This window comes from Enterobacter sp. RHBSTW-00593 (assembly GCF_013784105.1).
Taxonomy (GTDB): Bacteria; Pseudomonadota; Gammaproteobacteria; order Enterobacterales; family Enterobacteriaceae; genus Enterobacter; species Enterobacter ludwigii.
Window position 1 is genome coordinate 1,227,074 of sequence record NZ_CP056393.1, and the last position, 25,509, is coordinate 1,252,582.

Below are 25,509 nucleotides of genomic sequence, written 5' to 3' on the forward strand. Positions count from 1 at the left end.
ATGGCGTGGCACATTCGTGCTGCGCAATATTAATGATTCTGAAAATGAATACCGGTTTTCCATATAAAGAAACTCACAGTGTCGACTAATTTTGAATCAGCTTCTGCGTAGGTGGCCGCATTGTGTCCTCCTTGACTGTAAGCTAATACCAGCACCGGAACATTCCACGGTTTGTTTATTGTCTGCAATCGGGCTGCGAATTTTGCTGTCTGCCAGGTGGAGACACGTTGGTCATGCAGGCCGACCGTTAACAACACCGGGGGATAGCGTTTACCTGGAACCAGATGCTGATAAGCGTCTATTTTTAACAAATTGAGCATACCTGATTGTGTAAAAGGTGAACCCAACTCTTCAAAATTCATCTCGCCTATTGGAATTTTATCCAGTCGACTGGTATTAAGTATTCCGACGTCTATCGCCACAGCTGAAAATAGTTCTGGGCGAAGCGTCATTGCCATACCAATTATAATCCCCCCCGCGCTCTCACCACTGATCACCAATTTTGACGGTGAGGTGTATTTATTATCAACGAGATATTCAGCGCAACGAATAAAATCATTAATAGAATTTTCTTTCTTATTCGCTCTACCTCCTTCATGCCATGCTGGACCCAGTTCACCTCCTCCTCGAACATGCGCGATTGCGATGGCTCCGCCTTGTTCAAGCCAGAGCAAGCGGGAAATATCAAATTCAGGAAGGGTACTTACTCCATAAGCGCCGTAAGCTGTCAACCAGATGGGGGTGGCACCATTGTGTTCAATTCCTTTATGATGAATTAAAGTTAACGGAACGCGGACGTTATCTGCTGTGAGAACCCATATTTCTTCCGTCACATAGTCTGTAAAGGATTGTTTTACCGGTGATATTAAATTCGTATCTCTGATGCGATTATTGACCGGGTTATACTGGAAAATAGCAGGTTGCGTGAGCCAACTCTGTCGGGTGAAGAGGATATCCTTGCGGTTATTGCTGGCGAATATTGCACTCACATTTTCATCTGCTGGTGCTGGAATGAACTGGTGTTTATTCGGGTCTTCAAAAGGAATACGTACGAATTTATTGGTACCAGAGTCATGGTATGCAATATAAAGTGAATCCCGACTGGTGGTTAGCTGGGTGAGCTCACCATTTGCCCAGCTCATCACATGCTCTCGTTTTGAAGTAGGAGTACTCAGATCGACTCTTGAGATATCGTAACCTGATGATGAATTCATGTTAGCAAAATAAATCCACTTTCCAGAGCAAACAAAGGCAGAAACATTCTCATCAACATCAATGATTTTGGCCCAGTGTAATATTCCGTTGAGTGCGGGATCGTTTTTTGCAGAAAAAAGATAGCCGCCATAACCACTGATTGATTTCGAAAAATAAACGATGAGATATGCAGAGTCGGGGGATGCAAACAAATTAACGTTTTCACATTTCTTCTGTGTCAATTCCGGGAGAGTATGCCAGTCAAAAGTCATAACATCATTTTGGCTCCCTAAATGATGGTAGTAGACTTTTCCGCATGTTTGTCGCCCGGTATCATGAGTTGTATCGTTAAGACTGTAATAAAATGACTGGTTATCCGCTGCCCAGACAACATTAGGATAGCGAACCGCGGAAATTTCATCTTTTAATACGACACCATCCGCAACTCTGATGACATTTATTGCCGTAGTTTCAGTACCATTTTTCGATAATCCAAAAGCCACATAGTGACCGTCTGGAGATGGGCTAAAAAAATTAATCCCATATCCGACGGGAGGGGTAATAACCACTCGTTCAGGTTTTCCCTTTTGTTGCACAAAAAGCCGCAGATAAGGATGTTCAGTTGTCGATCGTAGGTAGAAACGACGATCGCCCGCATCATAGATATCAGATAGAGTTGGTTCTGTGTTAACCAGTATGCTTAGTCTTTTCGCCAGTGCATTTCGCCAGGGGAGGGTGTGTAATATTTTAACCGCCTGGTCTGATTGATGGCTTAGCCAACGAGCTGTCTGTTGTCCGTCGGTTTCCATCCAGCGATAAGGATCTACGTTGTTGTCAACATCAGCGTTTCTCCCATGGGCATGAGTGAAAAAAACGCAGCCAAACAAAATGACTATTATGAATAATGTCGGTTTTATACTCAGTCTTACGCAATTTTTCATTCAGAGTGCAGTCCATGCTGTTCTGTCTGTGGCATTAATCGAATCACACGCTCAACAGATGCGATGGTTGATTGTCTGTGAGCAATGATTATTCGGGTGATGTTTAGCTTTTTGATAGCCTGATTAACATACGTTTCACTCTCTTCGTCCAAGGCACTGGTTGCTTCATCCATAAATAATATCCCGGGTTTACGATAAAGTGCGCGGGCAATAAAGATGCGTTGTTTCTGTCCTCCAGACAACCCCTCACCAAGTTCTCCAACTAATGTATCGTATCCCATGGGCATTTTTACAATAGCACCATGGATAAAGCTTGCGCGAGCGCACTCTTCCATCCATTCGTAATCGGCATTTTCATCGAAGCCACAAATATTTTCTCTAATAGAACCAGAAAATAACTTATCATCCTGCATTACGCACCCGATTATTTTGCGGTAATTGTTTAAACCAAGTTGTTGAATGTCATTACCATCGATCATTACTGAACCTGTCTGCGGTTCAAACAATCCACAAAGAACCCTCATAAGCGTTGTTTTACCTGCACCTGACGGGCCTGTAATTGCCACACTTTCTCCAGCTAAAACCTGGAAAGAAAGACCACGAAAGACAGCGGCCGAATGGTCATCATATCGGTAGCTTAATGCATTTATTTCTAGGGCTACAGGTTTCATCGTTTTTAATATTTCTCTATCGGGCTTTTTCTTTTCCTGAGTATTAAGTGCAATATCTGCCACACGTTCATTATGAAGGTGCATCATGCGCAACTTAGTCAGGAAATTAGTTAATGACCAAACTCTGTCGGCAAATTGTTCTCTGAATACACCGAAAGCGATGAACATCCCAATTGTTATATCGTTATCTATAATGAGTCTTGAACCCAGCCATAGCATTGCTATCTGCTCGCAAGCAGTGATAAGGGAGTTTACGCCACCAAAAAGCAAATCCATTTTGGTGATTTTTATTTCAGTGTTAATTGTGTCAATTTCCAGGTTCAGCCAGTGGATGCTTCTTCTTTCACTAAAACCTTGCATTTTAATGGTCGCTATACCGTACAACGTTTCCATGAAATAAGATCGGGTTCGGGCGTCTCTAACGAGAATTTCCTCCGATAATTCGCGGTAGGTACTGTACGTCATAAGACGGATGAGGACATACAGAGCAGTAAAACACATAACAACGCCTGTGAGCCAGCCGCCATAAAGTGCCATCATAATGACAACACCGATCAACATCGTTCCATCGATGAGTGCTCCAACGATACTACTGGTAAAGGTTTCCCGAAGAGTGTTCAACGATCCAAAGCGCGACTGAATGTCACCTAACTTGCGTCGCTCAAAATAACTCAAAGGTAGCCGCAGTAAATGTGAAAATAACCCGGATTGCCACTGAACATTGATGAGCGTAGTCATTAATAATGAAGACCATGAACGCAGTGCGCTCAATGCCAGGCGTAAGAAAGTAAAGAGTAACAGACCAATACAAATCAGTGTCAGTAAGCCCACATCTGCAGCGGGAATAGCATGATCCAGTGCAAGCTGAGTACCTATCGGGATAAGAAGATTTATGGATTCAATAATGAGCGAATAGAAAAATATTTTCGCTAGCGTACCCTTAAGACCATGTACCTTTGCTGCAAGGGCTTTGAGGCTGAAGTGGTGACTTTCTTGCTCTTCGGTAAATGTACTTCCAGGCCATACTTCGAGTGCTATGCCAGTGAAGTATTGAGACATTTCCTCGAGATTTATCGTTCTACGGCCTCTGGCAGGGTCGTGTAGGATCACTCGATTTTGTTTCACACCGACCAGAACTACAAAATGGTTAAAATCCCAATGTAAGATGCAGGGGATCTTAAGCGAGTTGAGTTCATGAAGTTCCAGGGATAAACAGCGAGATGCAAGTCCTAATTGTTCAGCAATTTCTTTCATTCCTGCCAGTGTTGTCCCACGTGCAGATAGGTTGAATTGTTGTCGCAAGGAGATGAGATTGCTATTTTTTCCAAAGTGATTACAAATCATCGCAAGACATGCCAAACCGCATTCTGAGGATTCCGTTTGATGAACTAGTGGAACCCGAGAACGCAGATGAAGATCGAGTTGTCCGAGAAGCGTTTTAAAAGCACGTTTACTCATTTATCGGGCCCTCTATGCTATTTTTCATATCGTAGAAGGGGGAAAGCATCCACTGATAGATCTTCCTTTTTTCCAGAAATAAGGTGCTTTGAGCTTGCATTCCATTACCCAAGCTCAGACGTTTACCCGCGTACGCAATATTTTGTCTGTCAGGTTTGATAATAACTTTGTAGTAGGGTGCAGCTGAAGATGAGGCCACTTTAAGCGCCCCTTGATAGGTTTGCATTTCCTGTGGGGAGGCTGGGGAACGTGAGATGACAGAAATTGCTCCGCCAAACATACCGAATTTTTCAGCAGGAAAGGCTTCATAGCGGATGTTCACGCGGTCTCCAGCATTAAGATAGGGGACTGCGTCATTCGGTACCCAAATGACAAGAGAGAAATGATCGATATTGTATGGGATGATTTGTAGCAGACTGTCGCCCGGCTTGATCATCTGCCCGACGGTGACGCTAAGGGAATCTACCCTCCCGTTAGCCATGGCTCGGATAATAATAGCGCCTCCAGCATCAATACTCAGACGTTCTTTTTGCAATTCATAGCGCTGAAGTTCCATTTGATGAATCTGGTTATCAAATTCAGCGGCCTGCGTCTGAATTTGACTCTCCAGTGTTGTTACCTGCAACGCGTTTTGGTCACTCTGGGCAGACAGGTTAATCATGTTATTCTGTCGTTCGTAGTATAAGGCTATCTGATTAATCAGCTGATCCTGAGTAATAAGACCACGCGCCTGATAATGCCGGTAGTTCTCCATGTTAGTTTTCATTACATGGAGGCCTTCCTGGGCTTGGGTGATAATATCTGAGGAACGTTTGAGAGCAGCGCTATATTGTTCTTTTTGTTTTTTGAGCATCTCAAGAGTGTTTTTTTTATTTTCCTGGAGAAGAGACATGATTTGAGATATACGTGTCAGCTGGTTGTCAACATCCATACGCTGATTATCGCTGACGACACCGCTACGTGTGCTTTTACTAACATCGATCATGTAAATAGCATCACCTACTTTGAGCAGTTGACCTTCTTTGACAAATTGTTTAACTACCACCCCCTGAACACTGGCGTAAACGTTAGATGAACGAGGATAGGTGGTTATTTCTCCCACTACAGTTATTCTTCTCGTATAGGTGAACGTTAGGACGAAGGTTAGAAAAGCAATAACAAAAAAAACAGATAGCCCTGCAACCAACCAAACAGGGATCCCAGACAGTAATATGGCTCTTCCTTGCCATCTCAATTTTTTGTGATCAACCGCTTTTTGGCGATACACGCACTTTTTCCTTTTTTTAAAAGATTTCGTGATTTTGTGTGGTTCACCAGGTGACAATTTTAAGTCAATTGCACCTGGTTATTCTGCATATCCAGGGGTGTCGTGTTTTTTCCTGCATATGTAATTTGCTTTGCTGCGCTTCGGTAATACTATTTCTTCGACGACTCAACCATCCCTACCGTTACGGCCATCGTGTCCACCGGGACCACCTTTACCGCCTTTGCCCCCTTTCCCTCCAGGGCCACCATTTCCACCATCACCTCCGTTCCCGCCTCGTCCCCCGTTACCGCCATTACCACCATTTCCAGAACCACAGGTTCCTCCATTACCTCCGCGGCCGCCATTACCGCCTGCGCCCCCGTTACCTCCACTTCCACCATCGCATTGCGAACCCCCAGAAATACCTTCACTCTCTGATTTCAGTAGTTCTCGCATTTTTACTCCTGATAAAGTAATGCATCACGCACAGCGACCCGCCATGACAAACTTACAGCGGGTCGTCGTTTTGGTTTTTAATGATGGCTATCGACGACCGCCATTATTGCCACCGCCGCAGCTTCCGCCGTTACCCCCATTACCGCCATTACCGCCGCGGCCACCATTACCACCATTGCCGCCATTACAGGTACCACCATTACCACCACTATTGCCATTGCCGTTGCCACTGTGATTACCGTTCCCATTACCGGCACCAATACCACCGGCCACAATACTCATTTCATTTTGATTTAATTCACGCATTAGACTTTCCTTAGTTATATGGAGTTAAAGTAAAACAGCCTTAACATAATGTTCCTGAAATAAAGAAAATGGAAATGACTTATTTCATCTTTCACGGTTTTTTTATCTTTGGGTTTTTGACCTACCTCTAAGTTTCGTTGCGTAATTCTGTTATGGAAAGCATGGTGGCGAGTTGTGGATTATGTTCTAAAATTAAATTGGTTTTATCTAACTATTAAAAGTAGTAGGAAGGGATAGATTCTCTTAACATTTGCACTCAAGGGGTGTATGTTTCCCACATCGAGATAGGTTGTGAGGTGCTATATTTTTTATACATGATCGTAGGCGTGATAAAGCTGCAAGGATATTTCTTTGTGGTTGGGTTTTATATTAATAATTGTTTTGTTTTCAGTAATGATATTTTATCAAAAGAGTAGGGTGTTGAATTTTTCGGATAAAAAGTCAAAACTATTCCTGAACGACGAGCAACGTGCATACGCTTTCGTCCATAATTTGCCATGCCAGGTTAAAACACAATCCCTCGTAATAACACCCTATGGGTTGGGCAAGTTTTAATACCAGCGTTTTCTCATTCAATGCACTGACCCGTGCGCATTCAAATCCCATGTATTCCCTCACTACAGGAAAAAGCGCTTTAAACAGGCTCTCTTTGGCGCTGAATGCGAGCGTCAATGTAAGCGCGAAAGGCTTGCCCGACTGCAATAGGCGTGTTTCTTCCTGTGCGTCGATGACACCTTCCTTTATTTCGTGAGCTTCGTTTTCGGAAAGAATGGCTTCCAGATCAATGCCGATTAGCGCATGCGGATAGCGCGCAACCACCGCCATCGCCTGTGTACCGCTGTGGGTAATGCTGCCAGTGATGCCTTCCGGCCAGAGGGGTTCCCCGCTGGGACCGATGCCGGGAACGGCGCATTCGTTAATCGCTCTGAGTGTGTGGGCGGCGGCGATGCGACCGGCAAGGTGTTCGGTTTTTCGTTTTCGTCCGGCGTCGGTTAGCTGGGCCTGGTGAGGAAGCCAGAGGAGGTCGGCGTCGGTAAAGGTGGTGGGATCGAAGGTAATTTGGTGGACCGTGGTTCCGGCAAGACGAAATGTGGAGTGGGTGGTGCGCATGTTTTCTCGTCCTGACGTTGAGGAATAGTGCGGCCTGATGCCTTCACCCCGATCCTCTCCTGCCGGGAGAGGAAGACATTCAGCCCCTCTCCCGGCAGGAGAGGGGAGACACAGCCTGCCTTAGAAGTGCGTGTTCACGCTCATAAACCAGGTTCGGCCCGGCTCATTATAGGTGTATGCACCCGCGCCGTACATATACGCACCGGTTGTGGCGTTGCCGGTGGTCTGGGCATTACCCGCGCGCCACTGGCGTTTATCAAAGACGTTATCCACGCCGCCGGTCAGGCTGACGTTTTTGGTCACGTCCCAGGTCGCACTCAGGCCAACGATGCTGTACGGGCTGACTTCGTCTTTCTCAGACCCGGTCACCGGCTGGCCTTTGTAGTTGTACTTCTTCGGCTGCTGCTTGCCGTACCAGGTGAAGGTCGACTGCAGCGACACATCCTGATGTACCTGCCAGCTCAGGGTTGAGTTCAGCGTGTACTCCGGGATGATCGACAGACGGTCGCCGGTCTCCTTGTTCTTGCTTTGCAGCATATAGGTGATGTTGTTGGTCCAGTTGATCGTGTCGCTGACCGGCACGTTCAGGGAGCCTTCCAGACCTTCAACCACCGCTTTAGGCACGTTTTCCCACTGGTAAATATCGGTGGTCACTTTACTGGTGGAGGTCTGGCCGACTGGCGCATACCCCGCTTCAATCTTGTTGCGGTAGTCGTTACGGAACCAGGTCACGCCCGCCAGCCAGCCGTCGTGTTTCCACTCCAGACCAATCTCTTTGTTAATGCTGGTTTCGGCTTTCAGGTCGTCATTACCCATCATGTAGCAACCCACGCCGTCGGAGCTGGCGTAGCAGCCCTGGCCTTTGCTGTACAACAGATAGTTCGGGTTGGTCTGGTACAGGCTCGGCGCTTTATAGGCGCGGGCGATACCCATCTTCAGCGTAAAGTCGTCACCCAGGCCTTGCGACAGGTTCAGGGACGGGCTCCAGTTGTTACCGACGATCGTATGGTGATCGAAGCGCAGCGCCGGGGTCAGCATGGTGCTGTCCGTCAGCTCCATGTTGTTTTCGGCGAACAGGGAGAAGATCTCCGCCGAGGTATACGGGCTACGATCGTTGCTGAGCCCCGGAATGGTCCCGCCCTGCTGGGTTTGCGAGAAGGAGGTCGAGTCCTTCATGCGCTGCTGGTTCCACTCGGTGCCCAGCGTCAGGTTCTGGTTGACGAGGAAATCAATCGGCAGGTTGATTTCACTGTGCAGCATCACATCAGCCAGGTCGGTGTCGGTGAATTTATTGCTGTTGAACAATCCTTCCGTACCGCCCGCCAGGCCTTCGCCGAGACGCGAATTGCGGGTGTGCTCGTACTGCGCCCAGTTGCTGGTGGTGATGCCATTATCCCAGCCGCCGTTCCAGGTCACCGCAAAGTTCTGGCGATAGATACGGTTAGTCTCTTTACCGTAGTTTTTCTTCACCAGACCGCTGGAGCTGTTGTCGTTGTTGGTGTTCTGGGTATCACCCGCGTAGAGGTTGTTCTGGCGGCTGTAGCCCGCTTCAAACTCCAGGGACTGCATGGGCGCGAAGTCCCAGCGGACCACGCCGTTAATGTCTTTGTTCTCGACCCCTTCACGGCCTGCAGGCAGGGTGTCGGCATAGGTACCGGTACGATCGGACTGGTGACCCTGGTTGATGTCCCACGCATCGGCCTGGGTTTTGTCCAGGTTACCAAACATGCGGAAGCTGAAGTCGCCGCCCAGCGGGCCGCTCAGGCTGAAGTTGGTGCGCTTAGTGGAACCCTCATCCTTATGTTCTGGAGCATTCAGGTAGGTGTTCCAGGAGCCATGCCACTGGTTGTCGAATTTTTTGGTGATGATGTTCACCACGCCGCCTGCCGCACCGTTACCGTAGCGAGCTGCGGCCGGGCCGCGAATGACCTCAATGCGTTCAATCATCTCTGGCGGTACCCAGCCGGTGTCACCGCGGGTATCTCGCTCGCCGCGCCAGCCCAGACGGATGGAGTTGCGGCTGGTGACCGGCTTGCCGTCAATCAGGATCAGGGTGTTTTCCGGACCCATACCACGAATATCAATCTGACGGTTATTGCCGCGCTGTCCGCTGGTGGAGTTCCCGGTCAGGTTAACGCCAGGCATGGTGCGGATGATTTCGGCCACGTCACGTGCGGGCGGGTTTTTACGGATTTCATCGGCGGTGATGGTCGATACCCCTGGTGCCTGCAGGTTCTGCTCTGCGGCGGTGATCACCATGGTGTCTTCGTGCTGCGCGTTGGCGGTGTTGTCGTCTGCCAGCGCTGGCATCGCAACGCCGTAAATCCCTAAGTTGACCAGCAAGGCCAGGGAGTGAATCTTCTTATTCATTGTACGTCCTGCTTTTCGCGCCGCATCCCCGGGCTCCATTCCCGAAAGGGAGAGGAGGCGGCATGGTGTCACCCGCAGTTTGCGTAAGCAGCCCCGTCCTCGAGCGCACACAACGCGTGGCATGGTTGTTTTATGAGCGCGCTTCCCACAGCGCGGCCACTACGCTATTGCAAATGCAAATAGTTATCAATAATATTATCAATAAAATTTGTCCTGAAACAAAAAAGACTGATAAACATGAGGTTATACGGGTGACGGGGTTAAAAACGGGAAGTGAAGCCTGGTGGCAGTCGAAAAATGGACCCGAATGGACCCGAGAGAAGGGGCACTATCGCGTCACTTTCTGGTGGCGTGACCCGGCAGGAACGCAAAAAACCTCGCCGCTAAAACGCGTCTGGCTCTACATCACCGGCGTGACCGATCACCATCAAAATGCCCGTCCGCAATCCCTTGAGCGCATTCCTGATACTGACGTCTGGCAGTGGCAGGGCGCGTTCACCCCGCAATGGCGCGGCAGCTACTGTTTTATCCCCTCAGTAAACGACGATGATTTTGCCGACGCGGTCTTCCACGGCGAGCAACCCGATCGTTTGGCGCTGCGTGAAGGCTGGCGAAAGTTGCTCCCCGCGGCGATGGCCGATCCGTTAAATCCGCAAAGCTGGCGCGGCGGACGCGGGCATCCCGTCTCGGCGCTCGAAATGCCCGAGGCCCCGGTTCAGCCCGGCTGGAACACGCCCGCAGCGCCCGGCAACGCGCCCGTCTGCTTTGAATGGGAAAGCGTGCGTCTGAATAACCGCCGCCGGGTGTGGGTTTTCACCACCGGTGAAGACAGCCCGGAGCGGCCGCTTGCCGTACTGCTCGACGGCCAGTTCTGGGCCGAAAGCATGCCCGTGTGGTCTCCGCTAACCGCGCTGACAAACGCGGGCAAACTGCCGCCTGCCGTCTACGTCTTAATCGATGTGATCGACATGGCGCATCGCAATCACGAGTTACCCTGCAACCCGGATTTCTGGCAGGCGGTGCAGGAGGAACTTCTCCCGCGGGTGAACAGCCGCACTCCGTTCAGCGACCGCGCCGACCGAACGGTAGTCGCGGGTCAAAGCTTTGGCGGCCTCTCTTCACTTTATGCCGGGCTTAACTGGCCCGAGCGCTTTGGCTGCGTATTAAGCCAGTCCGGCTCCTACTGGTGGCCGCACCGTGGCGGTCAGCAGGACGGATTGCTCATCGAACAACTTAAAGCGGGCGACCTCACCGCGCGCGGGCTGCGTATCGTTCTTGAAGCCGGGCGCAATGAGCCGCTCATCTTCCGCGCGAATCAGGCGATTTACGCCGAACTGCACCCGCAGCAACCGGTTATCTGGCGTCAGGTTGACGGCGGACACGACGCGCTTTGCTGGCGCGGTGGGCTGACGCAGGGGCTGATGACCCTCTGGCAGCCGCTTATTCACTAACGGAGTCTGTATGGAATTCAGCAACCCTTTCGATAATCCGCAGGGTCAGTTTGCGATTTTGCGTAACGACCAGGGACAGTACAGTCTGTGGCCGCAGCAGTGCCAGCTGCCGGCGGGCTGGCGCGTGGTCTGTGAAGCGCAGTCTCAGGAAGCCTGTCAGCAGTGGCTCGCCGACCACTGGCAAACCCTGCAACCGTCTTATTTTGCGGGAGAGAAAGCATGAACCGTCTTCCCCTTGTCGCCGCCCAGCCGGGTATCTGGATGGCGGAGCAGCTTTCCTCCCTGCCAAACGCCTGGAGCGTGGCGCACTACACCGAGCTGAAGGGCAATATTGACGCACCGCTGCTGGCAAAAGCCATTGTTGAAGGGATGCGGCAGGCCGACACCCTGCGCATGCGTTTTGTGCAAGAGAATGGCGAGGTGTGGCAATGGGTGGATGACGCTATGTCACTGCCTGAACCGTCCGTGGTTTGCGCCGAATCCCATGACGCGGCGATGGCCCTGATGGCAGCGGATTTAAACCAGAACCTGCGTGTGGACAGCGGTCAGCCGCTGGCGTTCCATCAGCTGATTCAGGTAGGCGAAGGGCACTGGTACTGGTATCAGCGATATCATCATCTGGTGGTGGATGGCTTCAGTTTTCCGGCGATTACCCGCCAGATCGTCGCCATTTATCGCGCATGGCAAAACGGCGAGCCCACGCCCGCGTCGCCGTTTACTCCTTTCGCCGAGGTGGTGGAGGAGTACCAGCGCTATCGCGACAGCGAAGCGTATCAGCGCGACGGGGCGTTCTGGGCGGAGCAGCGTAAGCAGCTTCCTTCCCCGGTCTCGCTGTCGTCGGCACCGCTGCCGGGCCGTGCGGCGACCACCGATATTCTGCGTCTGAAGGTGACGGCTGACCGCCGCGCCTTTACCCGGCTTGCTCAGGCGGCGGGGTCGGTTCAGCGTACCGATCTGGCGCTTGCGCTGGTGGCGCTGTGGATCGGGCGTCTGACCGGACGGCTGGACTACGCCGCCGGGTTTATCTTTATGCGCCGAATGGGGTCGGCGGCCTTAACGGCAACCGGTCCGGTACTGAACGTGCTGCCGCTGGCGGTGAACATTGCCCCGCACGAAAGCCTGCCTGCGCTGGCGCATCGTCTGGCAAATCAGCTGAAAAAAATGCGTCGCCATCAGCGTTATGACGCCGAGCAGATCGTGCGCGACAGCGGCCGTGTCGGGGGCGATGACGCGCTGTTTGGCCCGGTACTGAACGTCAAGGTGTTTGATTATCAGCTGGATATGGATGGCGTGGACGCCATCACCCATACGCTGGCCACTGGCCCGGTCAATGACCTTGAACTGGCGCTGTTCCCGGACGAGCAGGGCGGACTGAGTATTGAAATCCTTGCCAATAAGCAGCGCTACGATGAAGCGACGCTAACGCGCCACGTTGCACGCCTGAACGCCATGCTGATGCAGTTTGCTGCCAACCCGGATTTGCGCTGCGGCGAAGCAGAAACCGTTTCAGAGCAGGAATACCAGCAGCTGGCGCGTATCAATGATACCGGGCTGGCGCTACCGTCAACCACGCTGGCTCAGCTGGTGGCAGACCAGGCGGGCAAAACGCCGGATGCCCCCGCGCTTGCTGATGAGCACATCGAACTGAATTACCGCCAGATGCGCGAGCAGGTGGTGGCTCTTGCGACATTACTGCGGGAACGCGGCGTTAAGCCTGGCGACAGTGTGGCGGTAGCCCTGCCGCGCTCGGTGTTTCTTACCCTGGCGCTGCACGGCATCGTGGAGGCGGGCGCCGCGTGGTTGCCGCTGGATACCGGTTACCCGGACGATCGTCTGCGCATGATGCTGGAGGATGCGAAACCGTCCCTGCTGATCGCCTCTGACGATCAGCTTTCGCGCTTTAGCGATCTGCCGGTCCCTGTATTTAGTTACAACACACTATTACCCCCAGCGGGCAGTGAACCGCTGCGGCTGGCAAAGCCGGCGCACACGGCGTACATCATCTTTACCTCAGGCTCAACGGGGCGGCCAAAAGGCGTGATGGTAGGGCATACCGCCATTGTTAATCGCCTGATGTGGATGCAGGATCACTATCCGCTGGACGTGCATGACGTGGTGGCGCAGAAGACGCCGTGCAGTTTTGACGTCTCGGTCTGGGAGTTCTGGTGGCCCTTTATCGCCGGCGCGAAGCTGGTGATGGCCGAGCCGGACGCGCACCGCGATCCGCAGGCGATGCAGAACTTCTTCGCGCATTATGGCGTGACCACGACACACTTTGTGCCGTCGATGCTGGCGGCATTCGTTGCCTCGCTGACGCCGGGAAATGCCGACTGCTGTCAGACCCTAAAGCAGGTGTTCTGCAGCGGGGAAGCGCTGCCGACAGAACTGTGTCGGGAGTGGGAGCACCTTACTCATGTCCCGTTGCATAACCTTTATGGTCCAACAGAAGCGGCGGTGGACGTGAGCTGGTATCCGGCGTCGGGTCCGGAACTGGCTGCGGTGGCGGGCAACAGCGTGCCGATTGGCTTCCCGGTGTGGAATACGGGGCTGCGCATTCTGGATGCGATGATGCGTCCGGTGCCGTTCGGCGTGGCCGGTGACCTCTATCTTACCGGGACCCAGCTTGCGCAGGGGTATCTCGGTCGTCCGGACCTGACCGCCAGCCGCTTCATTGCCGATCCCTTTGCACCTGGCGAGCGGATGTACCGCACCGGTGACGTGGCGCGCTGGCTGGATAACGGCGCGGTGGAATATCTGGGCCGCAGTGACGATCAGCTGAAAATTCGTGGTCAGCGTATCGAACTTGGCGAAATCGATCGTGCGATGCTTTCGCTGCCTGACGTGGCGCAGGCCGTAGCGCACGCGTGCGTCTTTAATCAGGCGGCGGCAACCGGGGGCGATGCCCGACAGCTGGTAGGGTATGTCGTCTCCGGGTCCGGCTTGCCGCTGGACCGCGATGCGCTGCTGCACTCGCTTAAAGCTCAATTGCCGCCCCATATGGTGCCGGTGGTGCTGCTGCAAATCAGCGCGCTGCCGCTCTCTGCCAACGGAAAGCTTGACCGTAAGGCGCTTCCGTTGCCGGAATTGACCCGCAAGACGTCCGGGCGGGCGCCAGAAACAGACGCTGAAGTGGCCGTCGCGCAGGCATTTTCTGCCCTGCTCGGCTGCGAGGTGAACGACATCGAGGCCGATTTCTTCGCCCTCGGCGGTCATTCCCTGCTGGCAATGCGCCTGGCCGCGCAGCTCAGCCGTACGTTTGCCCGCAGGGTCACGCCGGGGCAGATTATGGTGGCCTCAGCGGTCAGCATGCTCAGCGCGCTGCTGGATTCATCGATGAATGACGAACAGGCACAGCGACTGGGCTACGAGACCCTTCTGCCGCTGCGTGAAAGCAACGGTCCGACGCTGTTCTGCTTCCATCCGGCATCCGGCTTTGCCTGGCAGTTTAGCGTGCTGGCGCGCTATCTCAGCCCGCGCTGGTCAATCACCGGCATTCAGTCGCCGCGTCCGGAAGGGCCGATGCAGCAGTGCGCTACGCTGGACGAGGTGATCGAACATCATCTGCAGACTCTGCGCGGGCAACAGCCGCAGGGGCCGTATTATCTGTTCGGCTACTCGCTTGGCGGCACGCTGGCGCAGGGCATTGCGGCCCGTCTGCGCGAGCAGGGTGACGCGGTGGCGTTTCTCGGCTTGCTGGATACCTGGCCGCCGGAAACCCAGAACTGGGCAGAGAAAGAGGCCAATGGTCTCGATCCGGACGTACTGGCAGAAATTGAACGCGAGCGGCAGGCGTTTATCGCCGCGCAGCAGGGGCAAGGCTCTGGCGAGCTCTTTAACGCCATCGAAGGGAATTACGCCGATGCCGTCCGCCTTCTGACAACGGCGCACAGTTCACGGTTCGACGGTAAAGCGACGTTGTTTGTTGCCGGGCGCACGCAAACGCTGGATCCGCAGCAGGCCTGGGCGCCGTGGGTGGGGGAACTGGAGGTTTACAGCCAGGATTGCGCCCACGTGGATATCATTTCACCGCAGGCGTTTGAGACGATAGGACCGGTGCTGAAGGCGATATTGGGGTAGCGGTTTCCCCTCACTCTCACCCTCTTTTCCAGGAGAGGGTGAGGGCATCAGACTGCACGCTTGCCCAACGGTACCACCAGCGGCGTACCGGCCACGGGATCGTCGATAATCATGCAGCGCATGCCGTAGATCTGCGCGATCAGATCCGGCGTCACAATCTCTTTTGGCGCACCCTGCGCCACAATTTCGCCGTCACGCAGCGCAATCAAATGCGTGGCATAGCGGCATGCCTGATTTAAATCGTGCAGCACGGCCGCCAGCGTATAGCCCTGCGTGCGGTTCAGCTCGCTCAACAACTCCAGCAGATCGATCTGATGGCTGATATCCAGCCACGTGGTTGGCTCGTCCAGCAGCATGATGGCGGTTTCCTGCGCCAGCACCATCGCAATCCACGCCCGCTGGCGCTGCCCGCCGGAGAGCGTATCCACGCTTTGCCGGGCCAGATCGGTAATGCCCGTCGCCTGCATCGCCCGCTTCACCGCCTCATCATCCTCTTTACGCCAGCGAGTAAACAGCGGCTGATGCGGATAGCGCCCGCGTGAGACCAGTTCCTGCACCGTGATATCCCCAGGCGTGGTGGCGTTTTGCGCCAGCAGACCGATACGGCGCGCCACCTCTTTGCTGGCAAAGCGCTGGATCTGCTCGCCGTCGAGATACACGCAGCCCTCAACCGGCGTCATCAGGCGGCTGAGGGTGCGCAGCAGGGTCGATTTACCGCAGCCGTTCGGGCCGATAATCGCCGTAAAATGGCCGTCCGGGATAGCCACCGTCAGGTCACGGGCAATGATTTTTTTGCCATAGCCGAGGGTTAAGTGTTCGCCGCGCAAGCGGGTTGTGCTGTTTGTCATTTCTTGCGTGACTCCTGAACTAACAAGACGATGAGGTAAATCCCGCCGAGGCTGACGGTCACGACGCCTACCGGAAGTTGATAAGGCATAAATAACCGCTGGGCGCAGAGGTCGGCGGCCAGCAGTAACGCTGCGCCACACAGCGCCGCCTGGGTTAATCCCCAGCGCGCCGTGCCGCTGATGCGCCGGGCAATATGCGGTGCAACCAGCGCGATAAACGAGATCGGCCCGGCGATGGCGGTGGCGGCAGCGGTCAGTAACACCGCCACCAGCATCAGCATCAGGCGCGAGCGCTCAACGCCCACACCCAGCGCGCAGGCGCTGTCATCACCCATCTCCAGCAGGCGCATCCGGCGTACCAGCAACACCGCGCCAAGAAACATCACCAGGATCAGCGGGGCAGCGGGCCAGGTTTTGCCCCACGTCAGGCCATTGAGTGAACCGGCATACCACAGCCCGGCAGAGAGCGCGGTGTCGAGCGAAGCCTGCAGCAATAGCCAGGTGTTGAAAGCCATTAACATGGCGCGAATGCCGATACCGATAATGATCAGGCGGAAGGTGTCGATACCGTTGCGCCAGGCCAGCGCCCAGATAATGAGCGCGGTGACTATCCCGCCGGTCATCGCGGTGAACGTGATGGCCGTCAGGTGCTGACCAAACAGCACCATCGCCACCAGCACGCCGCTCCAGGCGCCGGTGTTCAGCCCCATCACGTCCGGGCTGCCAAGCGGGTTGCGCATCAACGACTGAAAAATGGCACCGCTGACGCCGAGCGCCGCGCCCACCAGAATCGCCATCGCCACGCGCGGCAGTCGCCACTCGGTGACCACCAGGGTGACATTGCGCGGCGCACTGCCAAGCAGCGCGTTAAAAATCTGCGCGAAATCGAGCGTGACCGCGCCGCTGCGCAGGCTCCAGACCGCCAGCATCAGAATGACGACGGCCAGCAACGACACGCTGGTGACTAAACGTCGGGACGGGGCCATCATGCGCCACCTCCGCGTTTACGTCGCACGAGGAAGATCAGCACCGGTGCACCGATAAACGCGCTTACCACCGAGACGCGCAGTTCACCAGGCACCAGCAGGCGACCCACAACATCCGCGAACAGCAGCAGGGCAGGGGTAGCCAGCAGCGTGACCGGCAGCGACCAGCGGTGATCGGCACCCACCAGCCAGCGTGCCATGTGGGGCATCATCAGGCCGATAAACGCTATTGGGCCGACTACCGCAGTTGCGCTGCCGCACAGTACGGTGATCGCGATAAGACCCGTTAGCTGCGTGCGCGCCACGCGGTTGCCGAGCGCGGTTGCGGTGTCGCTCCCGAGGCTCAGGCTGTTGAGCGCCCGGCTTAAACACAGCGCGACGGCGGCGGCAATGACGACCGGGATCACCACCACTTTTAAAGTTTCCAGGGTGCGGATATCCAGCGAACCGGCCTGCCAGAAGCGCAGCTGGTCATAAACATCCGGGTTAAGCAGGGCGATGCCGTTGGATAACCCTTCCAGCACGGCGGCAAGCGCCACGCCCGCTAGCGTCAGGCGTACCGGACTCAGCTGTCCGCCACCCTGGCTACCGGTAAACGCCACCACCAGCGACGCCGCCAGCGCGCCGCAGAAGGCCATCACCAGTTGCTCAGACGGAGAGGTAAAACCGAAGAGCGCCGCGCCAAGCACAATCGCAAAGCTGGCGCCGCTGTTTACCCCAAGAATACCGGGGTCGGCCAGCGGGTTACGGGTGAGCGTTTGCATTAAGGCACCGGCAAGACCCAGCGCCCCTCCTGCCAGCAGTCCGGCAAGGGTACGGGGAAGGCGGGCATCGAGCACGATGGTGCAGTCGGCGCTCTGACAGCTGCCAGTGAGCGCATCGACAATAACGGACGCGGGCAGCGGCTTCGCGCCGACCAGCAAACTGAGTGCAATCGCAAGGATTAACAGTAGCAATAACACGGGCACGGCAACGGCGCGCACCGCGGAAGAGGAAAACGACATAGCAACATCCATGATTTGATAATGATAGTGATTATCGTTATCTATCTTATTTGGCTATGTTAGCATGTGCGCCAATGGAATTGGTAGAAATACACTCAAGGCCTTGTCATGAATCAAAAATCCTGGCTGCTCAACCTCAGCCTGCTGAAGACGCACCCCGCATACCGCGCTGTCTTTATCGCCCGTTTTATCTCCATCCTCTCCCTCGGCCTGCTTGGCGTTGCCGTGCCGGTGCAGATCCAGTCCATGACCCACTCCAGCTGGCTGGTGGGGCTTTCGGTCACCTTAACCGGTGGGGCGATGTTTATCGGCCTGATGGTGGGCGGCGTGCTGGCGGACCGGTATGAGCGTAAAAAACTGATCCTGCTGGCACGCGGCACGTGCGGCGTAGGCTTTATCGGGCTGTGTCTGAACGCCATGCTGCCGGAGCCGTCACTGATTGCCATTTACGCCCTCGGTCTGTGGGACGGTTTTTTTGCGTCACTCGGCGTCACGGCGCTGCTGGCAGCCACGCCCGCGCTGGTCGGGCGCGAAAACCTGATGCAGGCGGGGGCAATCACCATGCTGACCGTGCGCCTCGGGTCGGTAATTTCACCGATGGTCGGTGGCCTGCTGCTGGCGACCGGCAACGTGGCGTGGAACTACGGGCTGGCGGCGGCGGGCACCTTTATCACTACGCTCACGCTCCTGCGTTTGCCGCGTCTGCCGCCTCCGCCACAGCCGCGCGAACATCCGCTGACATCACTAATGGCCGCGATCCGTTTTCTGTTCAGTAATCCGTTGATAGGTGGCATTGCGCTGCTCGGCGGTTTGCTGACGATGGCCAGTGCCGTACGCGTGCTTTACCCGGCGCTGGCGGGCGTGTGGCAGATGAGCGCGTCGGAAATCGGCGTGCTGTACGCGGCTATTCCGCTCGGCGCGGCATGCGGCGCGTTGACCAGCGGTAACCTGGCGCAGAGTGCGCGTCCCGGGCTGATCATGCTGTTGGCTACCCTGGCGTCGTTTATTGCGATTGGTTTCTTCAGCCTGATGCCGGTATGGGCGCTGGGCGTAATGTGCCTGGTGATTTTTGGCTGGCTAAGCGCCATCAGTTCATTGTTGCAGTACACCCTGATTCAGACCCAGACGCCGGAAGGGATGCTGGGGCGTATCAACGGTCTGTGGACCGCACAGAACGTGACGGGCGATGCCATTGGCGCGGCTATCCTCGGCGGGCTGGGGACGATAATGACCCCGGTGGCTTCAGCGAGCAGCAGCGGCTTTGTCCTGGCTATGCTGGGAGCGATATTGCTGGTGGTCCTGGTTGAGCTGCGTCGGTTCAGGCAGGAGGTTGTGTTGAACGACAGTGCGGCCTGACGCGTTCACACCGGCCCTCTCACCGAGAGGGCCGGGTTAGCCTCTTACCTGAACTGTGCGTCTAAACGCTGCAGTACCCGCATTGCACTGTAATAATCCAGGCGGAACGTCTCTGTTCCCAGTGCCCAGACGCGCTTGTTCTGCACGGCTGGAAGGTGCGCCAGCAGCGGATTGGCGTAAATCGCATCCACATCTTTCTGATCTCCGGCAAACAGGAACAGCCCTTCGCCGTTCAGCCCGGTCGCCAGATTTTCCCCGCCTAACTGAATAATATCGTGACGCTGACCCTGGCTTTTGGAGGTGTGCAATCCGGCAGGCAGTTCAGCCAGCGTAAAGCCCAGCTGCTGCAATAACTGGCCCTGAGCGGATTCCGTCGTCCACAGGTTTGCCGAGTGTGCGGCGGCGGTGTAGACGATGGCGTTCACCGGCTGCGGCGGTAATGTCATCTGCTGTTTCACCTGGGCAAGCTGCTTATCAAACGCGGCGATGCGCTCGGCGGCCTGTTTTTCCTGACCCGTGATTTTGCCGAGCTGTTTGAGCAGCGCCTGCCAGCTTTTGTCGTCGTAGTTAATAACAAGCGTCGGCGCGATAGCTGAAAGCTGGTCATACAACGCCAGCGCCGAATCCCCGCCGGTGGCGCTGATCAAAATCAGGTCCGGCATCTGGGCGGCCACCGCTTCGGCGCTCGGCTCGCCAATGTACAGACGCGCAAGCTGACGCTGTTTCGCAATATCGCCCCACTGGCGCAGGAATCCCTGCGCATCCGCCACGCGGTTGTTGGGCGTGGTGGCGCCGCTGGCAATAACCGGCGCGTCAATCGCCAGCAGGGAGCCGGTCAGGGTCACGCTGGTGGAGACGATGCGCGTCGGTTTGTGCTCAAGCGTATGCACGCCGCGGCTGTCTGTCACCTGACGCGGCCAGTCGGCGGCAAGCGCTGAGGTAAGTCCTAAAACAAAAAGTCCAATGAAAAGCAGGGGATTACGGCAGACGGCAAGGCATTTCACAACGTGGCATCCTGTTTCTGTTGAAGTTAATGCTTCTCATTTTCATGTCTGCGACGACGGGATGCAAGCGTTACCCGAAGAAGATGTTTGCTCTGCGGTTGACAGCGACGCGATGTGAGATTAGGTTAGCGAGCGTAAATATAAATGATAATCATTATTACTGCCTTTATCATTTTAGGAGGATGAAATGGATACGTCCCTGGCTGAGGAAGTTCAGCACACCGCCAGCACGCTGCAATCGGACAGCTTTTTCTTTATGTCGCCTTACCGCAGTTTTACCACGTCCGGCTGTTTTTCCCGCTTCTCTGAATCCGCCGTCGGGGGTGACGATCCGGCAGGACAGTTTCAGCAGAAATTAGCCCAGGCTTTCCGCAACGCAAAAGCCAGCGGCATTGCCCATCCTGTGATGGTGGGTGCCATTCCGTTTGATACCCGCAAGCCGTCGTCTCTGTTTATACCGCAACGCTGGCAGACCTTTTCTCGCCCGGCGCGTCAGCAGTCCGCCCGCTATGTTGCTGGCTCACAGGCGCTGAAGGTGGAAAAACGCACCGAGATCCCGCCGCAGCCGGTATTTGAAGAGATGGTCGCCCGCGCGGCTGCCCTCACCGCCACGCCGCAGGTGAACAAAGTGGTGCTGTCGCGCCTGATTGATATCGTTACCGACAAACCGATTGATAGCGGTGCGCTCATGGAGCGGCTGATCGCCCAGAACCCGGCCAGCTACAACTTCCACGTACCGCTGGAAGACGGTGGCGTGCTGCTCGGCGCAAGTCCGGAACTGCTGCTGCGTAAAGAAGGGGCGCATTTTAGCTCTCTGCCGCTGGCAGGCTCCGCGCGTCGTCAGCCGGATGACGTGCTGGATCGTGAGGCGGGCAACAAGCTGCTGGCGTCCGAAAAAGATCGTCACGAGCATGACCTGGTGACCCAGGCGATGAAAGCCATTCTCAAACCGCGCAGCCATCACCTCAGCATGCCTTCCTCCCCACAGTTGATCACCACCCCCACGCTCTGGCATTTGGCCACGCCGGTGGAAGGTGAGGCGCGTGAAAACGAAAACGCGCTGACGCTGGCCTGCCTGCTGCACCCGACGCCAGCCCTGAGCGGTTTCCCGCATCAGGCTGCTAAGGCGTTGATCGCCGGGCTGGAGCCGTTCGATCGCGAGCTGTTCGGCGGCATCGTCGGCTGGTGCGACAGTGAAGGCAATGGCGAATGGGTGGTCACCATCCGCTGCGCACGTCTGCAGCAGAATACCGTTCGCCTGTTTGCCGGCGCGGGCATTGTCCCGGCCTCTTCACCCGTGGGCGAGTGGCGTGAAACCGGCGTAAAACTCTCCACCATGCTCAATGTTTTTGGTTTGCACTAAGGAACACTCATGACCCTTCCCTTTACCCGTTGGCCCGAGGATTTTGCCCGGCGCTACCGTGAAAAAGGCTACTGGCAGGATCTGCCGCTGACCCACATCCTGACGGATCAGGAGAATAACGATGCGGTGGCGATCGTCGACGGTGACCGTCGCATAACGTACCGCGAGTTTAACCAGGCCGTGAATAACCTGGCATCGCGGCTGCAGGCGTTGGGGCTTCATCGCGGTGAAACGGCGCTGGTGCAGCTTGGCAACGTGTGCGAGTTTTACATCACCTTTTTCGCCCTGCTGCAGGTGGGCGTGGCGCCGGTCAATGCGCTCTTTAGCCATCAGCGCTCGGAGCTGAACGCCTACGCCGCGCAGATCAAACCTGCGCTGCTGATAGCCGATCGCGAGCACGCCCTGTTTGCAGGGGATGACTTCCTCAATACTTTTGTCGATGAGCACCGTTCGGTACGCGTCGTGCTGCTGCGCGGCGACAAAGGTGAACATGCGCTGGACGCGGCGATTGCGCATCCGGCAGAAAATTTCATTCCGAACCCGACTCCTGCCGACGAAGTGGCGTTCTTCCAGCTCTCGGGCGGGAGCACCGGCACGCCGAAGCTGATCCCGCGTACGCATAACGACTATGACTACAGCATCCGTCGCAGCAATGCGATCTGCGGGATTACCGCGGACACGCGTTATCTGAATGCGCTGCCAGCGGCCCATAACTACGCCATGAGCTCGCCCGGCTCGTTAGGCGTCTTTACGGCGGGGGGCTGCGTGGTACTGGCAAACGATCCGAGCGCCACAATCTGCTTCCCGCTGATAGAAAAACATCAGATCACGGTTACCTCGCTGGTGCCCCCGGCGGTCAGCCTGTGGCTGCAGGCGATTGCCGACGGTGCAGGGAATGCTCCGCTCTCATCGCTGACGCTGCTGCAGGTCGGTGGGGCGCGCCTGTCCGCGTCGCTCGCGGCGCGTATTCCGGCAGAAATTGGCTGCCAGCTGCAGCAGGTGTTTGGTATGGCGGAAGGGCTGGTGAACTACACCGCGCTCGATGATACGCCGGAACGCATTATCAATACGCAGGGGCGCCCGATGTGCCCGGATGACGAAGTGTGGGTGGCGGACGAGCACGGTAATCCGCTCCCGCGCGGTGAAGTCGGGCGTCTGATGACCCGCGGGCCGTATACCTTCCGCGGCTATTTCAACAGTCCGGAGCACAACGCCAGCGCCTTTGATGCGGACGGCTTTTACTGCTCCGGGGATCTGATCGCCATTGACGAACAGGGCTACATCACCGTTCAGGGACGGGAGAAAGATCAGATCAACCGCGGCGGCGAAAAGATTGCCGCAGAAGAGATTGAAAACCTGCTGCTGCGCCACGACGCGGTGATCCACGCGGCCCTGGTGAGCATGGAGGACAGCCTGCTGGGTGAAAAGAGCTGCGCGTATCTGGTGGTGAAAGAGCCACTGCGTGCGGTGGAGGTGCGCCGCTTCCTGCGTGAGCAGGGCGTTGCAGAATTTAAACTGCCGGACCGCGTGGAGAGCGTTGATGCGCTTCCGTTAACGCCCGTCGGCAAAGTCGATAAGAAACAGTTGCGCCTGTGGCTAGCTGAACGCGCCCGGGGCTAAGGAACAGAGTATGGCCATTCCACAATTAACCGCTTATGCGCTGCCGACGGCCGCAGACCTGCCAGATAACAAAGTGAACTGGGCGTTTGAGCCAGAACGTGCCGCGCTGTTGATCCATGATATGCAGGAGTATTTCCTGAACTTCTGGGGCGAAAACAGCCCGATGATGGCCCAGGTGGTCGCGAATATCGCCAGACTTCGCGATTACTGCAAGCAACACAATATTCCGGTTTACTACACCGCGCAGCCGAAAGCGCAAAGCGATGAAGACCGCGCCCTGCTGAACGATATGTGGGGACCGGGGCTGACCCGCTCACCAGAGCAGCAGCGCATTGTGTCTCAGCTGACGCCGGATGAAGCCGATACGGTACTGGTGAAGTGGCGCTACAGCGCGTTCCACCGCTCGCCGCTGGAGTTGATGCTGAAAGAGACGGGACGCAACCAGCTGCTGATCACCGGGGTTTACGCCCATATTGGCTGCATGACGACCGCTACAGACGCCTTTATGCGGGATATCAAACCGTTCTTTATCGCCGATGCGCTGGCCGATTTTACCCGCGATGAGCACCTGATGTCCCTGAACTACGTCGCAGGGCGCGCCGGCCGGGTGGTTATGACGGACGACCTGCTGCCGTCCATTCCGGCCACGAAAGCGGCGCTGCGTGACATCATCCTGCCGCTGCTGGATGAATCAGATGAGCCGATGGATGACGAAAACCTGATCGACTACGGTCTGGACTCGGTGCGCATGATGGCGCTGGCAGCCCGCTGGCGCAAAGTGCACGGCGATATCGACTTCGTGATGCTGGCGAAAAATCCCACCCTCGACGCCTGGTGGGCGCTGCTCTCCCGCGAGGTGAAGTGATGGCGGGGTTCGATTTTACCGGCAAAACCGTCTGGGTAACGGGCGCGGGTAAGGGCATCGGTTACGCGACGGCACGGGCGTTTGTTGAAGCGGGCGCGCAGGTCACCGGATTCGACCTGGCCTTCCCGCAGGAAGCGTATCCCTTTGCCACCGAAACGCTGGACATCGCGGATGCCGCACAGGTCCGCGAGGTGTGCGGGCGCGCGCTGGCGAGGCTTGAGCGTCTGGACGTGCTGGTGAACGCGGCGGGAATTCTGCGTATGGGCGCGACCGACCAGATTGCGCAGGAGGAATGGCAGCAGACCTTTGCGGTTAATGTCGGCGGGGCATTTAACCTGTTCCAGCAGACGATGGGCCAGTTCCGTCGCCAGCAAAGCGGGGCGATTGTCACCGTGGCGTCTGACGCGGCCCACACGCCGCGTATCGGCATGAGCGCCTACGGTGCGTCGAAAGCGGCGCTAAAAAGCCTGGCGCTGACCGTCGGGCTTGAGCTGGCGGGCAGTGGCGTGCGCTGTAATCTGGTGTCGCCCGGGTCAACGGACACCGATATGCAGCGCACCCTGTGGAAAAGCGACGATGCTGAGCAGCAGCGTATTCGCGGCTTTGGCGAGCAGTTCAAGCTCGGTATTCCGCTGGGCAAAATCGCCCGTCCGCAGGAGATTGCCAGCACGGTGCTGTTCCTCGCCTCCGATGCTGCCAGCCATATCACGTTGCAGGATATCGTGGTGGACGGCGGCTCCACGCTGGGGGCGTAGATGATCTGGAAACGTCACTTATCGCGTGAAGAAATGAACGCCACCAGTCTGAACTCCATGGTGGCGCATCTGGGCATCGTCTATACCCGCATCGGTGACGATACGCTTGAGGCCGAAATGCCCGTGGATGCGCGTACCCATCAGCCGTTCGGTCTGCTGCACGGCGGGGCGTCGGCGGCGCTGGCGGAAACGCTGGGGTCGATGGCCGGGTTTCTGATGACCCGCGACGGACAAAGCGTGGTGGGAACGGAACTGAACGCAACGCACCATCGCGCGGTATCGCATGGGAAGGTGCGCGGAGTGTGTCAGCCGTTGCATCTTGGGCGAACCAGCCAGAGCTGGGAGATTGTGGTGTTCGACGAGCAGGGACGGCGGTGCTGTACCTGCCGGTTGAGTACCCAAATTTTGGGCTAGCGTTGCACGGTCAA

20 protein-coding genes are annotated in these 25,509 nt (G+C 56.1%); 9 read left to right on the forward strand and 11 right to left on the reverse strand.

The features are described 5' to 3' along the window. Positions 1 to 29: 29 nt before the first annotated feature. The 7 genes from HV242_RS05755 to HV242_RS05785 all read right to left on the reverse strand — a co-directional run bounded on the left by HV242_RS05755 (position 30) and on the right by HV242_RS05785 (position 9,752). Entirely contained in the window at positions 30 to 2,135 is a 2,106-nt protein-coding gene (locus HV242_RS05755; RefSeq protein ID WP_044866910.1) for a prolyl oligopeptidase family serine peptidase, read from the reverse strand. Continuing rightward, complete coding sequence (locus HV242_RS05760; protein WP_044866908.1) at positions 2,132 to 4,264, reverse strand: peptidase domain-containing ABC transporter; 2,133 nt, start codon at positions 4,262 to 4,264, stop codon at positions 2,132 to 2,134. Before HV242_RS05760 ends, HV242_RS05755 begins: the two co-directional genes overlap by 4 nt. Further along, positions 4,257 to 5,531, reverse strand: a complete 1,275-nt coding sequence (locus HV242_RS05765; RefSeq protein ID WP_044866907.1) for an HlyD family secretion protein — start codon at positions 5,529 to 5,531, stop codon at positions 4,257 to 4,259. The genes HV242_RS05760 and HV242_RS05765 overlap by 8 nt, the downstream gene beginning before the upstream one ends. Before the next feature lie 149 nt (positions 5,532 to 5,680). Further along, a complete protein-coding gene (locus HV242_RS05770; protein ID WP_050737410.1) occupies positions 5,681 to 5,941 on the reverse strand; it encodes a hypothetical protein in 261 nt (86 codons plus the stop codon). 102 nt (positions 5,942 to 6,043) lie between these two features. Beyond that, positions 6,044 to 6,214 (reverse strand): hypothetical protein, encoded by a 171-nt coding sequence (locus HV242_RS05775; RefSeq protein WP_154816602.1) that lies wholly within the window; start codon positions 6,212 to 6,214, stop codon positions 6,044 to 6,046. A gap of 505 nt (positions 6,215 to 6,719) precedes the next feature. After that, positions 6,720 to 7,382 (reverse strand): enterobactin synthase subunit EntD, encoded by a 663-nt coding sequence (gene entD, locus HV242_RS05780; RefSeq protein ID WP_063858362.1) that lies wholly within the window; start codon positions 7,380 to 7,382, stop codon positions 6,720 to 6,722. 120 nt (positions 7,383 to 7,502) lie between these two features. Further along, positions 7,503 to 9,752, reverse strand: coding sequence for a TonB-dependent siderophore receptor (locus tag HV242_RS05785; protein ID WP_020885035.1), 2,250 nt, complete (start codon positions 9,750 to 9,752; stop codon positions 7,503 to 7,505). 251 nt (positions 9,753 to 10,003) lie between these two features. Between HV242_RS05785 and fes the strand changes: the two genes are divergently transcribed. Genes fes through entF form a run of 3 tightly spaced genes read left to right on the forward strand, consistent with a single transcriptional unit; the run spans position 10,004 to position 15,280 of the window. Then, positions 10,004 to 11,203: an enterochelin esterase gene (gene fes / locus HV242_RS05790; RefSeq protein WP_181616916.1), complete on the forward strand. Its 1,200-nt coding sequence runs from the start codon at positions 10,004 to 10,006 to the stop codon at positions 11,201 to 11,203. 10 nt (positions 11,204 to 11,213) lie between these two features. Further along, positions 11,214 to 11,426, forward strand: coding sequence for an MbtH family protein (locus tag HV242_RS05795; RefSeq protein WP_014169063.1), 213 nt, complete (start codon positions 11,214 to 11,216; stop codon positions 11,424 to 11,426). Then, positions 11,423 to 15,280 carry an enterobactin non-ribosomal peptide synthetase EntF gene (entF, locus tag HV242_RS05800; RefSeq protein ID WP_063858361.1) on the forward strand — a complete coding sequence of 1,286 codons (3,858 nt, stop codon included), beginning with the start codon at positions 11,423 to 11,425 and terminating at the stop codon, positions 15,278 to 15,280. Before HV242_RS05795 ends, entF begins: the two co-directional genes overlap by 4 nt. A 47-nt stretch (positions 15,281 to 15,327) precedes the next feature. Here entF and fepC read toward each other — a convergent pair whose 3' ends face one another. From fepC to fepD, 3 genes are read right to left on the reverse strand one after another with little or no spacing between them, the layout of a single operon-like run. After that, positions 15,328 to 16,128 carry an iron-enterobactin ABC transporter ATP-binding protein gene (gene fepC, locus HV242_RS05805; RefSeq protein WP_014169065.1) on the reverse strand — a complete coding sequence of 267 codons (801 nt, stop codon included), beginning with the start codon at positions 16,126 to 16,128 and terminating at the stop codon, positions 15,328 to 15,330. Beyond that, positions 16,125 to 17,114 (reverse strand): iron-enterobactin ABC transporter permease, encoded by a 990-nt coding sequence (fepG, locus tag HV242_RS05810; protein WP_072126494.1) that lies wholly within the window; start codon positions 17,112 to 17,114, stop codon positions 16,125 to 16,127. Before fepG ends, fepC begins: the two co-directional genes overlap by 4 nt. Next, on the reverse strand, positions 17,114 to 18,118 hold the full coding sequence (gene fepD / locus HV242_RS05815; protein WP_041162481.1) for a Fe(3+)-siderophore ABC transporter permease: 1,005 nt from the start codon (positions 18,116 to 18,118) through the stop codon (positions 17,114 to 17,116). Before fepD ends, fepG begins: the two co-directional genes overlap by 1 nt. A gap of 108 nt (positions 18,119 to 18,226) precedes the next feature. Between fepD and entS the strand changes: the two genes are divergently transcribed. Further along, a complete protein-coding gene (gene entS, locus HV242_RS05820; protein WP_050737407.1) occupies positions 18,227 to 19,474 on the forward strand; it encodes an enterobactin transporter EntS in 1,248 nt (415 codons plus the stop codon). A gap of 44 nt (positions 19,475 to 19,518) precedes the next feature. On the opposite strand, the gene fepB is transcribed toward entS, so the two are convergent. Further along, positions 19,519 to 20,478 (reverse strand): Fe2+-enterobactin ABC transporter substrate-binding protein, encoded by a 960-nt coding sequence (gene fepB / locus HV242_RS05825; RefSeq protein ID WP_044857517.1) that lies wholly within the window; start codon positions 20,476 to 20,478, stop codon positions 19,519 to 19,521. A 187-nt stretch (positions 20,479 to 20,665) separates the two neighbouring features. Here fepB and entC point away from each other — a divergent pair, with 187 nt between their 5' ends. The 5 genes from entC to entH are packed head-to-tail and all read left to right on the forward strand — an operon-like array spanning position 20,666 to position 25,495. Next, the gene (gene entC, locus HV242_RS05830; RefSeq protein WP_014169070.1) at positions 20,666 to 21,841 is read left to right on the forward strand and encodes an isochorismate synthase EntC; all 1,176 of its coding nucleotides are present in this window, start codon (positions 20,666 to 20,668) and stop codon (positions 21,839 to 21,841) included. A 9-nt stretch (positions 21,842 to 21,850) separates the two neighbouring features. Continuing rightward, the gene (gene entE / locus HV242_RS05835) at positions 21,851 to 23,461 is read left to right on the forward strand and encodes a (2,3-dihydroxybenzoyl)adenylate synthase EntE (protein WP_050737405.1); all 1,611 of its coding nucleotides are present in this window, start codon (positions 21,851 to 21,853) and stop codon (positions 23,459 to 23,461) included. A 10-nt stretch (positions 23,462 to 23,471) separates the two neighbouring features. Next, positions 23,472 to 24,326 carry an isochorismatase gene (locus tag HV242_RS05840; RefSeq protein WP_014169072.1) on the forward strand — a complete coding sequence of 285 codons (855 nt, stop codon included), beginning with the start codon at positions 23,472 to 23,474 and terminating at the stop codon, positions 24,324 to 24,326. Beyond that, positions 24,326 to 25,081 carry a 2,3-dihydro-2,3-dihydroxybenzoate dehydrogenase EntA gene (gene entA / locus HV242_RS05845; RefSeq protein ID WP_050737404.1) on the forward strand — a complete coding sequence of 252 codons (756 nt, stop codon included), beginning with the start codon at positions 24,326 to 24,328 and terminating at the stop codon, positions 25,079 to 25,081. The genes HV242_RS05840 and entA overlap by 1 nt, the downstream gene beginning before the upstream one ends. Then, positions 25,082 to 25,495, forward strand: a complete 414-nt coding sequence (gene entH / locus HV242_RS05850) for a proofreading thioesterase EntH (protein WP_014169074.1) — start codon at positions 25,082 to 25,084, stop codon at positions 25,493 to 25,495. The last annotated feature ends 14 nt before the right edge of the window (positions 25,496 to 25,509 follow it).